Genomic DNA, 12,952 nt, shown 5'->3' with positions numbered 1-12,952 from the left:
AGGGATTTTTAATTCATGCAAACCAAGTTCCTTCTCGAAGAAAGCCAGATGCCGAAATACTGGTACAACCTGCAGGCGGATCTGCCTGAGCCGTTGCCCGCCGTGCTGCACCCGGGAACCCAGCAACCAGTGGGCCCGTCCGATCTTGAGCCGTTATTTCCGATGGCCTTGATTGAACAGGAAGTGACCACTGAGCGGGAAATCGAGATCCCTGAGCCGGTGCGTGACGTTTACAACCTCTGGCGGCCGGCGCCTCTTTATCGGGCGCATCGTCTCGAGAAAGCTCTTGGTACCCCGGCAAAGATCTTCTACAAATACGAAGGCGTCAGCCCGGCGGGCAGTCACAAACCGAATACTGCAATTCCCCAGGCTTTCTACAATCGTGAAGCGGGCATTCGCACCCTCACCACCGAAACCGGTGCAGGGCAGTGGGGCACGTCGCTGTCCTTCGCCGGCTCCCTGTTCGATATCGACGTAACCGTGTTTCAGGTGCGGGTTTCCTACAATCAGAAGCCCTACCGCAGGGCGGTCATGGAAACCTACGGCGCCAAATGTGTGGCTTCGCCCTCGGAGCTGACCGAGTTTGGCCGCAAGGTGCTGGCAGAGACTCCGGACCACAATGGTAGTCTGGGCATCGCCATCTCCGAAGCGGTGGAACTGGCGGTCAAGGACCCGAACACCAAGTATGCCCTGGGCTCGGTTCTCAACCATGTGTTGCTTCACCAGAGCATCATCGGCCTGGAAGCCATGCAGCAGATGGAAATGGCGGACTGCTGGCCCGATGTGATTGTCGGTTGTACCGGCGGTGGTTCCAACTTTGCCGGTATCGCCTTCCCGTTCATGGGCCACGCCCTGAGAGGTGGTGAGAAATCCCGGATTGTGGCGGTAGAGCCTTCAGCCTGTCCCACACTGACCCGTGGCAAGTACGCCTATGATTACGGTGATACTGCCCACATGACCCCGCTGACCAAGATGCATACCCTGGGCTCCGGCTTTACACCGCCGGGCTTCCACGCCGGCGGTCTGCGGTACCACGGTATGGCACCGCTGGTTTCCCACGCCAAGGAACTGGGGCTGTTTGATGCGGTGTCCTACACCCAGCGGGAGTGCTTCGAGGCCGGCGTTCTGTTTGCGAGGAACGAAGGTATCGTGCCGGCTCCAGAGGCCAACCATGCGGTCAAGGGTGCCATTGACGAAGCCCTGCGCTGCAAGCGGGAAGGCAAGGAAGAGGTGATCCTGTTCAACCTCTGCGGTCATGGTCATTTCGATATGGCGGCCTATACCTCCTACTTCGCGGGTGAACTGAGTGACCACGAATACGACGAGCAGGAACTGGCGATGGCGCTGTCCGGGCTGCCCTCGGTCAACGTCTGATCAGTCGTCTTTAGCTCGCTGCTGAAAAACCGTACCCCCGCCGCCGGCATCCAGTTGCCCGATGGCGGTGGGCGCGCCTTCGTCGTCCAGCCGCACGTCTCCAATGCCTGCCCCGTTCCACAAGCGCTCTCCGGCCTCCCGACCCTCTGGCAGCCTGGGTGAGATCCACATGCGCCGTCTCTTGGTGAACCAGTTCAGGGGTGACCAGGGCGCGAACAGCCAGCGATTGAGCCGGTCCAGCCATTCCAGCAGGGCGTTGGGGAATTCGTTCTTGATACCGCTACTGGTGATCTGCCAGACGTGGGGGCCGTTCTGTTTGTGGCGCAGCCGTACATCGTAGGCAAACGAATAGTGGACATCCCCTGACAGAATCACGAAGTGTCTGGGCGTTCGGGGGTGGCCGAAAATATTGAGCAGCACGCTGGCGGCACCCCGATGTGCCATCCAGTTTTCAGCGTCCACCAGCAGCGGCTTGCCGAAGAAGGTAAACACCCGCTGGATCATTTCAATCAGCTTCACCCCGAACATGGGCGCCGGCGATACCACCACCACGGCGTCCTCGCCCATGATCTCGTGCTGGAAATCGGTCAGTGATTCCCAGTCCATCAGGCCGGACGGGTGACTGCGGCGGATTTCACTGCGCCAGCGATGGGTGCGTGTGTCCAGCACCACCAGTCGGGGGGATGTCGGCAGGCTGTAGTGCCAGTGTTGAAAGTGGAACAACTGGTCGATCAGGTCATCATGAATGGCCTTGTCCAGCTCGTGCTGTTCGTTGCTGGACTCGAAAAGCTTCTGACACTGCCCGATCAGCTCCCGGAAATTGCCCGGCTGGTTGCCCCAGCCCTGGCACAAAAGATAGCCCAGCAGGGCATTGCCGATGATGCGCCGGGAAAAGGGATGCTCATAAGCGGTTGTTTCCCAAAGCGCGGAAAGGTTCCAGTCGTCCGTCACGTCATGATCATCAAAGATCATATAGACGGGTACGTTGGCCATGGCACGGGCTGCCCGGGGCAGGCTTCCGCGGAACTCGTCGATGGCGGCCTGTTCTTTCCGATAGCGCGCCAGTTCGTCCGGGTCATCTACCGGCTCGGCGCTGGTAACAAAAGCCCAGGGTTTCGGCGACCATACCAGCAGGTACATGGCCATCACCTCGGCAAACGAGATCAGGTGATTGCCGGCATTGGCGGTGGTGAAAACGGGTTTTCGGACGCCGCCGAAAAAACGCTCTGTCAGGTCCTCGTTGAATTCGGATTCCGGCAGCAGTTCATCCCGGTGGTAATAGGCATTCGCTACCGAGGTGAGTTCTCGGCTGTGTTTTAGCGAGGCGCCTTCCAGCGTTTCCTGGAACAGGCCCAGCTGGTGAATCACACACTGGATGGCATGCAGCATCGGGCCGGCGACATCATCGGCGTAGACCTGGTCGCCGGTCATCAGGAGCAGGGACGGAACGTCCTCAAGCTGTTCTGCCTTCTGCAGCTCCTCGTCCACCCGAACCAGCCCATCGCGTGAAGGATGGTGGGGTCTCCGGCAGGAGCCATGGAGTATTCGATCCAGTTTCGACTTCAGGGTAAAGCCCGGGCGTTCCCGGCCTTCGGGGCAAAGGTGCGGAGCCCAGCCCCGGATCCATTCCGGAGCCTCTGATCGCTCTCCGTTCAGTCCCAGGTCGTATTCCAGTCGAGTGTCACGGGGTAGGGCTGAATCCGGTGTGATGCTCAGCAGGTGCAGCCAGGCCCGGGTACCGACCCTTAGCCGTACCAGCTCGGAATCGGCCACCGGACGGTCCAGGAGCAGATGGTCTCCGTTAAACATCCGTACAGCGAGTACGACTGGCTCCTGTGTTACCAGCCATAGAACGATCGAGTCCGGCGCAGCATGACGTAGAACCGGGCCGGCCAGTACCGGCCCATATTTGTCACCAGGCTCCAGTTTCAGTCCTCCTCAACTTCCCTGGGCGGGCAGTGGTGGTCCTCCACGACAGTGCCATCGTCCACGCTCTCCAGATGCACATCAAAGCCCCACAGACGATGTACGTGGCGCAGGACTTCGTCGGTTTCCTTGCCCAGTGGCACGCGGTCTACCGGTATGTGACGCAGGGTCAGTGAGCGATCGCCGCGCACATCCACATTCCATACCTGGATGTTGGGTTCCCGATAACTCAGGTTGTACTGGCGCGCCAGTTTCTCTCGCAGGTCCCGGTATCCGGGTTCGTCGTGGATGGCGGTTACCCGGTACACGTCTTCCTGATCATCATTCTGGATTGCGAAAAGTTTCAGATCTCGCATTACCTTGGGGGAGAGGAACTGCTGGATGAAGCTCTCGTCCTTGAAGTTCTTCATCGCAAAATGCAGGGTTTCCAGCCAGTCGCTGCCAGCGATGTCCGGGAACCACTCACGGTCTTCGTCTGTTGGGTTCTCGCAGATCCTGCGCAGATCCGTAAATATGGAGAATCCCAGGGTGTATGGGTTAATGCCCGAATACCACGGGCTGTTGAATGGCGGCTGGTACACCACCGCCGAGTGGCTCTGGAGAAACTCGAGCATGAAGCCGTCGGTCACCAGCCCCTTGTCGTACATGCGATGCAGCAGGGTGTAGTGCCAGAAGGTGGCCCAGCCTTCATTCATGACCTGGGTCTGGCGCTGGGGGTAGAAGTACTGTCCAAGCTTCCGCACGATGCGGATGATTTCCCGTTGCCAGGTTTCCAGTAAGGGCGCGTTCTTTTCAATGAAATAGAGGATGTTTTCCTGGGGCTCTTCCGGATAGCGCTTGCGGCGCCTTACCGGGTCGTCGTCTTCGTCCAGTTTCGGAATTGTCCGCCAGAGATCGTTAATGCGCCTCTGTTGGTACTCTTCTCGCTCTTTCTGGCGACGCACTTCTTCCGACGCCGATATTGGCGCCGGGCGCTTGTAGCGGTCCACACCATAGTTCATCAGGGCATGGCAGGAATCCAGTATTTCCTCCACGGCATCCACACCATAGCGCTCCTCGCATTCTGCGACGTAATGGCGGGCAAACACCAGGTAATCAATGATCGCGCTGGCGTCGGTCCATGTGCGGAACAGGTAGTTACCCTTGAAGAACGAGTTGTGGCCGTACGAGGCGTGGGCAATGACCAGCGCCTGCATCGGCAGGGTATTTTCCTCCATCAGGTAGGCGATGCAGGGGTTGGAGTTGATCACGATTTCGTAGGCCAGCCCCATCTGACCGCGTTGATAGCCCTTGGATGTGCTGAGAAACTGCTTGCCGAAGGACCAGTGATGGTAGCCAACCGGCATGCCTACGGAGCTGTAGGCGTCCATCATCTGTTCGGCGCTGATCACCTCGATCTGGTTGGGGTAGGTGTCCAGGCCGAACTCGGCGGCGCATTTTGCAATCTCGTCGTCGTATTTCTGGATCAGCTCGAACGTCCATTCAGACCCAGTTGAAATTGGTTCCCGGGCTCTGGGTTGGTCACTTTTCGGCAGATTGGGGCGGTCCATGAGGTTAGTCATGCGGCTTTCCTCTCGAACAACTGGCGGAACACCGGGTAAATTTCGCCGGGGTCGGCGATCTGCTGTAGGGCAAAGCTCTGGGGGAATCGCTCCTGGATCTTCTCGTATTCATACCAGAGCATCTGGTGGTCCTGCGGCGTGATCTCTACATAGGCGAAATACTGCACCAGGGGCAGGATATTGTCGGCCAGAATTTTGCCGCACACCGGGGAGTCATCGTTCCAGTTATCACCGTCTGATGCCTGGGCCGCGTATATGTTCCACTCGGCCGGGGAGTATCGGGATTCAATAATCTTGTGCATCAGCTTGAGGGCGCTGGAGACGATAGTGCCCCCGGTTTCCCGGGAATAGAAAAATTCTTCCTCATCCACTTCCTTGGCGCTGGTGTGATGCCTTATGAAGACCACTTCAATCTTCTTGTAGTTCTTCTTGAGGAACAGATACAGCAGGATGAAAAAGCGCTTTGCGATGTCTTTGTGCATCTGGGTCATGGACCCGGACACGTCCATAAGACAGAACATCACGGCACTGGTGGCCGGTTGCGGCTTTTTCACGTGCTGGCGATAGCGCAGGTCGATTTCATCAATGAAAGGAATTCGGCGCACATTCGCTTTCAGTCGCGCGATTTCCTCCTCGAGAACCTGGATCTGGTCCTCGTGGCTGAACGCCGGGTCCAGATCCTCCGGCGCCGACTTCAGCGCTTCCAGCTGCTTTTCCAGATCCCGGATCTTCTTCTTGCGCGCGCCTCCCAGGCCCAGACGTCGGGCATGGGCGCCACGCAATGAGCGCACCACATCCAGCTTGGCCGGTACCCCCTCGGTGCTGAAGCCAGAGCGGATATACTTGAAGGCCTCGGTATCCTTGAGTTTCTTGCGGGCGAGGTTAGGCAGCTCGAGGTCGTCGAACAGGAAATCCAGGAACTCTTCCTGGGTTATCTGGAAGGCGAACTCATCCATGCCCTCTCCGTCCGGGCTGGCCTGCCCCTGTCCGGAACCCTGGCCCCCGCCACCCTCGGGCTTGGGGATGGTGTCGCCGGCCACAAACTCCTTGTTACCGGGGTGCACCACCTCCCGCTTGCCGCCCTGGCCGTGGTGGAAGATGGGTTCCTCGATGTCGCGGGACGGAATACTGACTTTCTCGCCCCGTTCGATGTCTGTGATCGAGCGCTTCTGAACCGCATCCGACACCGCACGCTTGATGTGGTGGCGGTACCGGCGCAGGAACCGTTCCCGGTTCACTGCGCTCTTGTTTTTACCGTTCAGTCGCCGGTCGACTATGTGGGTCATTCCCATGGCGTTACTCCAGCTCAGTGAATGGTCACTGACTTAGTGAGACTTGCGAACCCGCAGGTACCATTCGGCCAACAGCCGAACCTGCTTCTCCGTGTAGCCTCGATCGACCATACGCTCGACGAACTGCTTGTGCTTGTTCTGATCTTCCTGGCTCGCTTTGGGGTTGAACGAGATCACCGGCAACAGATCCTCGGTGTTCGAGAACATCTTCTTCTCGATCACGGAACGCAGCTTTTCGTAGCTGAGCCAGGACGGATTCTTGCCCCCGTTGTTTGCCCGGGCGCGCAGTACGAAGTTGACCACCTCGTTGCGGAAATCCTTCGGATTCGATATGCCTGCTGGCTTCTCGATCTTCTCCAGCTCTTCGTTGATCGAGGAGCGGTCGAGAATTTCGCCGGTGTCCGGATCCCGGTATTCCTGATCCTGGATCCAGAAATCGGCATAGGTGACATACCGGTCGAACAGGTTCTGGCCGTATTCGCTGTAGCTTTCCAGGTATGCGGTCTGGATTTCCTTGCCGATGAACTGAACGTAGTGAGGCGCCAGGAATTCCTTGATGAACCTGAGGTATTTCTCATGGATTTCCGGCGGGAACTGCTCCTGCTCAATCTGTTTTTCCAGAACGTAGAGCAGGTGTACCGGGTTGGCGGCCACCTCTGTTGTGTCGAAGTTGAATACCTTGGACAGGATCTTGAAGGCGAAACGTGTGGAGAGCCCATCCATACCTTCCATCACGCCGGCGGCGTCACGGTACTCCTGGATCGATTTGGCTTTCGGGTCGGTGTCCTTGATGTTCTGGCCGTCATAAACCCGCATCTTGGAGAAGATGCTGGAGTTTTCCGGCTCCTTGATGCGCGACAGCACCGAGAACTGGGCCAGCATGTCCAGGGTGTCCGGCGCGCAGGGGGCGCCTTCCAGGGAGCTGTTGCTCAGCAGTTTCTTGTAGATCTCGATTTCTTCGGTCACTCGCACACAGTAGGGCACCTTGACGATGTACACTCGGTCAAGGAACGCCTCGTTGTGCTTGTTGTTGCGGAAAGTCTGCCACTCGGATTCGTTGGAGTGGGCCAGGATTACCCCGTCGAAGGGGACAGAACCCATGCCTTCGGTGGTGTTGTAGTTGCCTTCCTGGGTGGCTGTCAGCAGCGGGTGCAGCACTTTGATCGGTGCCTTGAACATCTCCACGAATTCCATCAGGCCCTGGTTGGCCTTGCACAGGCCACCGCTGAAGCTGTAGGCATCCGGATCATCCTGGGAGAAATCCTCCAGCATGCGGATGTTGACCTTGCCCACGAGGGCGGAAATGTCCTGGTTGTTGTCGTCCCCGGGTTCGGTTTTGGAGACAGCAACCTGGTCGAGTACCGAGGGGTACATCTTTACAACCCGGAACTGGCTGATGTCGCCGCCGTATTCATGCAGGCGTTTGACAGCCCAGGGCGACATAATGTTTTTCAGGTAGCGGGCAGGGATGCCGTATTCCTCTTCGAGGATCTGGGCGTCTTCAGACGGATCGAACAGGCCCAGCGGCGATTCGTTCACTGGCGAGCCCTTGATGGCATAAAAGGGCACTTTTTGCATCAGTGATTTGAGTTTCTCTGCCAGGGAGGACTTACCGCCGCCCACTGGGCCAAGCAGGTAAAGGATCTGTTTCTTTTCTTCCAGGCCCTGGGCGGCGTGGCGGAAGAAGGAAACGATGTTTTCTACGGCGTCTTCCATGCCATAGAACTCGGAAAACTCGGGGTACCGCTTGATGACCTTGTTGGAAAAGATGCGCGACAGCCTCGGATCTTTCGAGGTATCGACGAACTCTGGTTCGCCAATGGCAATTAACATTCTCTCAGCGGCCGTTGCGTAGGCCGTTGGGTCCTTTTTGCAGATCTCCAGGTATTCCTCCAGGCTGTATTCTTCTTCCTGGGTACTCTCATACCGGTCTTTGAAGTGCTGCAGTATGCTCATAGATTGCCCTCGCTCGCTGTATCTTCAGCTTTCAGTTCACGCAATTTCCCCGTTGCAGTCAGTTCCGCCCGTCCGGACGGTTTGTTTAGTTATGGGTGGAAGGAATGGATACTTACAAGCCTGTGCACGATCTGGTCGAGGTCGGCTTGCTTACTTTGAGCTTAGTTCACGGTTGGGGAGTTGGACAGTGGGTGAGTGGTTAAGGTTCATTAAATTATGTTAGGCGGGTGTGTTGGTTTTGTAGCTTGCGGGGTTTCTGGGGGACTGTGTGAGGGGGCTGGAGTGCACCGGGTGGCTTTCTGACAACGAATTGGCAACTCGCTTCGCTCAGACATCAAATTCGTTGTCAGAAAGCCACCCGATACACTCCGATCAGGCCTTCGGGGGGATGGCCCCGGGAAGCTAGAGTTTGGTTAAACGGAAGACGCTTTCTGAGGCGTTTTCCAGGCCTTTTCGCTTGGTAAACGGATGATCCTTGGCCAGGGTGTTGGTCAGGATGTGTTCGATCTTGTAGTCGTCCTGGTAGAGTTCCCGCACTTCCTCGTCGCTGACGTTGAACGGCGGGCCCTTGATTTCAGTGTCGTAGTCCAGGGTGATCAGCAGGATCTTCGTGCCGTCGGGGATGATGGCGGTCAGGTGGTTTACATAGTCTTTGCGCATTTGTGGCGGCAGGGCGATCAGGGCGGCCCGGTCGTAGACCAGTCGGACGTGTTTCAGGTCATCGGGGACCAGTTGGAAGAAGTCGCCGCACCAGAGCTGCAGGTTGTCGTGTTTGAAGGTGATGAAGGGTTCGCCGGGATGAACTTTGGCTTTTTCGCCGGCTTCTTCGAAGAAGTCTTTGCAGGCCAGTTCGCTCAGTTCCACGCCGATAATGGGGTGCCCGCGGTCGTGGAGCCACCACATGTCATGGGCTTTGCCGCAGAGGGGCACGAAGACGGCGTCGGTGCCTTTACCGGCCAGTTCCGGCCAGTGGTCGTGGAGGTACTGGTTCACGGTGCCCTCGTGGAAACCGATTTCCTTTTTAGCCCAGCGTTCGTGCCAGAATTCATGTTCCATGTTTCACACCCTGTTCTTGCTTGGACATCTTGAGTTTTGGACGTTTATCTCAGTCTACCCTAATCTGTGGCCATCTGGATTCAGGAGAAAAGTATGAAAGCGGTGTTCCTTGACGCCAAAACCCTTGGCGATGATGTGGACCTCTCGCCCATCGAGTCGGTAACGGGCGGGCTGAAAAAATACGAGCGGACAGCGCCGGATGAAGTGCTGGAACGCATCCGGGGTTTCGATACCGTGTTGGTCAACAAGGTGGTGCTGAGCCGGGAGCATTTCGAGGCCTGTCCGGAGCTTGAAACCATCGCTGTGGTGGCGACCGGCTTGAACAATATTGACCAGGCGGCGGCGAAGGATCACGACATCAGGGTGATGAACGTGACCAACTACGGCCGCTCCACGGTGGCGCAGCACACCATGGCGCTGATGCTGGCGCTGGCCACCCGGCTGCTGGATTACAACCGGGATGTGCGGGCCGGACGCTGGGGCAAAAGTGACATGTTCTGCCTTATGGACCATCCGATTATGGAACTGGAGGGGCGCACTCTTGGTATTGTCGGCTACGGCGATCTGGGTGAGGGCGTGGCCGAGCGGGCGGCTGCCTTTGGTATGCGGGTTCTGCTCGGGGCCCGACCGGGTCAGGAGGCCGGAGAGGTGGACGGGTATTCCCGGATTCCCCTGGATGAACTGCTGCCTCAGGTGGACGTGCTGTCATTGCACTGTCTGCTCACCGATGAAACCCGGGATCTGATTGGTGCCCGCGAACTGAAAATGATGAAGCCGGACTCGTTGCTCATCAACACCAGCCGCGGTGGCCTGGTGAACGAACAGGCGCTGGCGGACGCATTGCGCGCCGGCGAGATCGGCGGTGCCGGGTTTGACGTGTTGACCGAGGAGCCGCCCCGAAACGGCAATCCCCTGCTGGCGGATGACATTCCGAATCTGATTGTTACCCCGCACTCGGCCTGGGCCAGCCGGGAGGCGCGGCAGCGGATTGTTGGGATTACTGCAGCCAATCTGTCTTCCGTTGCCTGAGCTATTCGCGGCCATACGCCCCCCTGTTCCGCCCTCAAATGATGACAGCCGTATGACGCGGCTGTTGTCCTTTCCTGCTTAAACTGCCCTTGCTCAAACAAAAACAAAAGGGCAATACACTATGTTCAGGAAAACACTGGCAGTTCTGTGCTGCGCGCTGCTTTGTTCCCAACCGGTGATGGCTTTCGAGCGGGGTGAACTGCTTGTCTGGATCAATTCAGACAAGGGATTCAATGGCCTGGCTGAGGTGGGCCGACGTTTCGAGCAGGAAACCGGGATTCCCGTTACCGTTGAAACGCCGGACGATCTTACCTCCCAATATGACCATTACGGCTATTCCGCTAAAGCGCCTGATATTGTGATCTGGCCCCATGACCGTTTTGGCAGCTGGATCAATGAAGGCCACCTGACGCCGATTGAACCTTCAGAAACCATCCGCGATTCAATCGCGCCCTTCGCCTGGCAAGCGGTGTCGGTGGGCGAGCGGGTATACGGTTACCCCATCGCCATGGAAGTCGTGAGTTTGCTGTATAACCGGCAATTGGTCGAGACTCCGCCCCGCACCCTGAAAGATGTCGCCGCTCTGGACCGCCGTCTCAAGAAACAGGGCATCGACGCCATTTCCTGGGATTACCGCAATGTCTATTTTTCCTGGCCGATTCTGGCAGGGTCAGGTGGCTACAGTTTTGGTGCCGAGGGTTTTGTTTATGACCTTTCTGACGTCGGCGTTGCCACAGAGGGAGCCATTGAGGCGGTTACTGGTATCCGCAGCATGATCGAACAGGGCGTGTTGGCCGGCGATGCCGATTACGGATCCATGATGGAAGGATTCAAGGCGGGCGACGTTGCGATGATCATTAACGGCCCCTGGGCCTGGAGCGAGCTGCGGGATGCCGGCATAGATGTGGGCATTGCCGATGTGCCGACCACCACCGGCGAGCCGGGGCGGCCATTTGTGGGTGTTCTGGCAGCGGGGATCAGTGCGGTCTCGACCAACCAGGGCATCGCCAGGCAGTTCCTGGAGGATTACCTGTTGACTGAGCAGGGGCTCCACGCGGTGAATAACGACAAGCCTCTGGGAGCCGTGGCCCATCTGGATGTGGTGAACACACTCCGGGAAGACCCGTTTATCGACCATACGTTTCGTTCTGCCAGTCGGGGCGAAATCATGCCCAATATTCCGGAAATGAAACGGTTCTGGGATCTGATGACCCATCGCTTCAGCAGCATGCTCAGTGGTGAAGACGCGGTGCGGCCTACGTTGATGGAAGCCGCCACGCGTTTGCAGAGGCTGGATGAGATGCGGGGGTGGACTCGCCGGCACTATGTCACCAACTGACAGGCCAGAATGGAAAAGCCCCGGGAATACCGAGGCTTTGGATACTTGCTTGGGCGTGGCTCAGTACTTCCAGCCCAGGCTGACCGCGGCGCCCAGCTGGTACATTTCCAGATCAATGGTCTGGTTCGGTGCCAGCGGGTTGGGACCGGTCACTGTCTTGGCCGGGGAATAAAAGGCCATGCCAGAGACATCGAGGTTTTCGCTGAAGCTGTGGGTGAATCCGCCGGTGAAGTGCCATTCCTGGACACCCGGTGCCAGGATATTGAAAAGTACATCTTCGTCTGAGATCGGGTTCTCGCCGTAGCTTACACCGGCCCGCCACGCGTGAGACGTTGTTTGCTGCCACTGCCAGCCAAGCTTGACGATGGCCATGTCATCCCAGCCAAAGCCGGCACCTGCATCATCGCCGAGCTGGGCGGTCTGCAGGTTGGGCAGGAGCGGATTGCCCACGCTGTTAATCTCGCTGTAGCGGATATGCTGGATATCCAGCAGAAACCAGTGATCTTCAATGCCGGACCAGGCGATGCCCGCGTTGAACATTTGTGGAATGTCGAAGTCGCCTTGCTCGGCAAACAGGCCGCGGTATTTGTCGAACTCGTTCATCTTCAGAATGTTGCGCCAGCTTACGCCGCCGCGGAGGGTGTCGGTGATTTCACCCTGCCAACCAATCTGGTAGCCATATCCCCAGGCGTCGTCAGTGCCATTGTTGGAAAGTGCGCTCGGCGCCGAAGAGAACGGCGCGAAGCTTTGCAGGCCTTCCGCCTCAAACCGCTGATAGGCAAGGACTGGCGAAATGCCGATGGCCTGGTTGTCTGAGAATTCCCAGGACCAGGTGGGTGCAATAAAAAGCTGTTCGAGGTTTACGCCTGTACGGCCCGCGTAAAAAGGCCCACCGCTTTCACCGGAGTAATCGGTGTTCATGCCACCGTTGGCAAACACCGAAACGCCGAAGCTTGTGGTATCCGACAGTTCCCGATTAAAACCCAGGTGCGGGATCACGAATCCGTTGCGGCTGCTTTTGTAGGTGCCCGGCTGCAATGAGAACGCGGGGGGAGGAGAGAGCGGCCCCTCTACGGTGTATTCCCGCCTCGGAGAAAATACTTCGAAACCGCCATCAATGCGATTGCCAACAAAAGCCATGCCCGCCGGGTTGGTCGCCGCCGCAATGCTGTCCTGGGACAGGGCAGTGCCGGCGCCGGCCATGCCTTTACTAATGGTGCCATAGCCATGGCTGAAGTAGCCGTTGGTGGCCTGGGCGGTCACGGGAGAGAGGGCCGTCAGTGCGGCAACTCCCAGGGCAAGCTTGATTCGCATGGGCAAATACCTGATCAAAGGGACGTCAATTCGAGAGTGCCGGTCGTTTTACCGAAAACCTGTTATAAGAGGAAGTAACAAATGCTGATATGGTTATATTGGGG

Annotated in this window: 9 protein-coding genes; 3 read left to right on the top strand and 6 right to left on the bottom strand. The window is 57.8% G+C overall.

What is annotated here, in order from left to right; translation table 11 throughout:
- Nucleotides 1-15 precede the first annotated feature (15 nt).
- Nucleotides 16-1,374 (top strand): TrpB-like pyridoxal phosphate-dependent enzyme, encoded by a 1,359-nt coding sequence (locus ACO06L_RS09335; protein ID WP_064227643.1) that lies wholly within the window; start codon nucleotides 16-18, stop codon nucleotides 1,372-1,374.
- Here ACO06L_RS09335 and ACO06L_RS09330 read toward each other — a convergent pair whose 3' ends face one another.
- From ACO06L_RS09330 to tmpT, 5 genes are all read right to left on the bottom strand, one after another.
- A complete protein-coding gene (locus tag ACO06L_RS09330) occupies nucleotides 1,375-3,183 on the bottom strand; it encodes an alkaline phosphatase D family protein (RefSeq protein WP_227716026.1) in 1,809 nt (602 codons plus the stop codon). It abuts the gene before it with no gap.
- A gap of 119 nt (nucleotides 3,184-3,302) precedes the next feature.
- Nucleotides 3,303-4,862: a SpoVR family protein gene (locus tag ACO06L_RS09325; protein WP_064227645.1), complete on the bottom strand. Its 1,560-nt coding sequence runs from the start codon at nucleotides 4,860-4,862 to the stop codon at nucleotides 3,303-3,305.
- Nucleotides 4,859-6,154, bottom strand: coding sequence for a YeaH/YhbH family protein (locus tag ACO06L_RS09320; RefSeq protein WP_064227646.1), 1,296 nt, complete (start codon nucleotides 6,152-6,154; stop codon nucleotides 4,859-4,861). The genes ACO06L_RS09325 and ACO06L_RS09320 overlap by 4 nt, the downstream gene beginning before the upstream one ends.
- Before the next feature lie 33 nt (nucleotides 6,155-6,187).
- On the bottom strand, nucleotides 6,188-8,110 hold the full coding sequence (locus tag ACO06L_RS09315) for a PrkA family serine protein kinase (RefSeq protein ID WP_064227647.1): 1,923 nt from the start codon (nucleotides 8,108-8,110) through the stop codon (nucleotides 6,188-6,190).
- Between the two features lie 402 nt (nucleotides 8,111-8,512).
- Nucleotides 8,513-9,166 carry a thiopurine S-methyltransferase gene (gene tmpT, locus ACO06L_RS09310; protein WP_064227648.1) on the bottom strand — a complete coding sequence of 218 codons (654 nt, stop codon included), beginning with the start codon at nucleotides 9,164-9,166 and terminating at the stop codon, nucleotides 8,513-8,515.
- 93 nt (nucleotides 9,167-9,259) lie between these two features.
- Between tmpT and ACO06L_RS09305 the strand changes: the two genes are divergently transcribed.
- On the top strand, nucleotides 9,260-10,195 hold the full coding sequence (locus tag ACO06L_RS09305; protein WP_064227649.1) for a D-2-hydroxyacid dehydrogenase: 936 nt from the start codon (nucleotides 9,260-9,262) through the stop codon (nucleotides 10,193-10,195).
- Between the two features lie 121 nt (nucleotides 10,196-10,316).
- Nucleotides 10,317-11,534, top strand: a complete 1,218-nt coding sequence (gene malE / locus ACO06L_RS09300) for a maltose/maltodextrin ABC transporter substrate-binding protein MalE (protein ID WP_064227650.1) — start codon at nucleotides 10,317-10,319, stop codon at nucleotides 11,532-11,534.
- Between the two features lie 60 nt (nucleotides 11,535-11,594).
- On the opposite strand, the gene ACO06L_RS09295 is transcribed toward malE, so the two are convergent.
- Nucleotides 11,595-12,848 carry an OmpP1/FadL family transporter gene (locus ACO06L_RS09295; RefSeq protein ID WP_202347842.1) on the bottom strand — a complete coding sequence of 418 codons (1,254 nt, stop codon included), beginning with the start codon at nucleotides 12,846-12,848 and terminating at the stop codon, nucleotides 11,595-11,597.
- Nucleotides 12,849-12,952 lie beyond the last annotated feature (104 nt).

Source organism: Marinobacter sp., assembly GCF_965229985.1.
Lineage (GTDB): Bacteria > Pseudomonadota > Gammaproteobacteria > Pseudomonadales > Oleiphilaceae > Marinobacter.
Note: the sequence above shows the minus strand (reverse complement) of the source record. Positions and strands in the feature narration are given on the sequence as shown.

Bases quoted from the DNA above. Each gene is read 5' to 3' on its own strand.
- ACO06L_RS09335 (WP_064227643.1), top strand. From the start codon at position 16: ATGCAAACCAAGTTCCTTCTCGAAGAAAGCCAGATGCCGAAATACTGG.
- ACO06L_RS09330 (WP_227716026.1), bottom strand. From the start codon at position 3,183: ATGTTTAACGGAGACCATCTGCTCCTGGACCGTCCGGTGGCCGATTCC.
- ACO06L_RS09325 (WP_064227645.1), bottom strand. From the start codon at position 4,862: ATGACTAACCTCATGGACCGCCCCAATCTGCCGAAAAGTGACCAACCC.
- ACO06L_RS09320 (WP_064227646.1), bottom strand. From the start codon at position 6,154: ATGGGAATGACCCACATAGTCGACCGGCGACTGAACGGTAAAAACAAG.
- ACO06L_RS09315 (WP_064227647.1), bottom strand. From the start codon at position 8,110: ATGAGCATACTGCAGCACTTCAAAGACCGGTATGAGAGTACCCAGGAA.
- tmpT (WP_064227648.1), bottom strand. From the start codon at position 9,166: ATGGAACATGAATTCTGGCACGAACGCTGGGCTAAAAAGGAAATCGGT.
- ACO06L_RS09305 (WP_064227649.1), top strand. From the start codon at position 9,260: ATGAAAGCGGTGTTCCTTGACGCCAAAACCCTTGGCGATGATGTGGAC.
- malE (WP_064227650.1), top strand. From the start codon at position 10,317: ATGTTCAGGAAAACACTGGCAGTTCTGTGCTGCGCGCTGCTTTGTTCC.
- ACO06L_RS09295 (WP_202347842.1), bottom strand. From the start codon at position 12,848: ATGCGAATCAAGCTTGCCCTGGGAGTTGCCGCACTGACGGCCCTCTCT.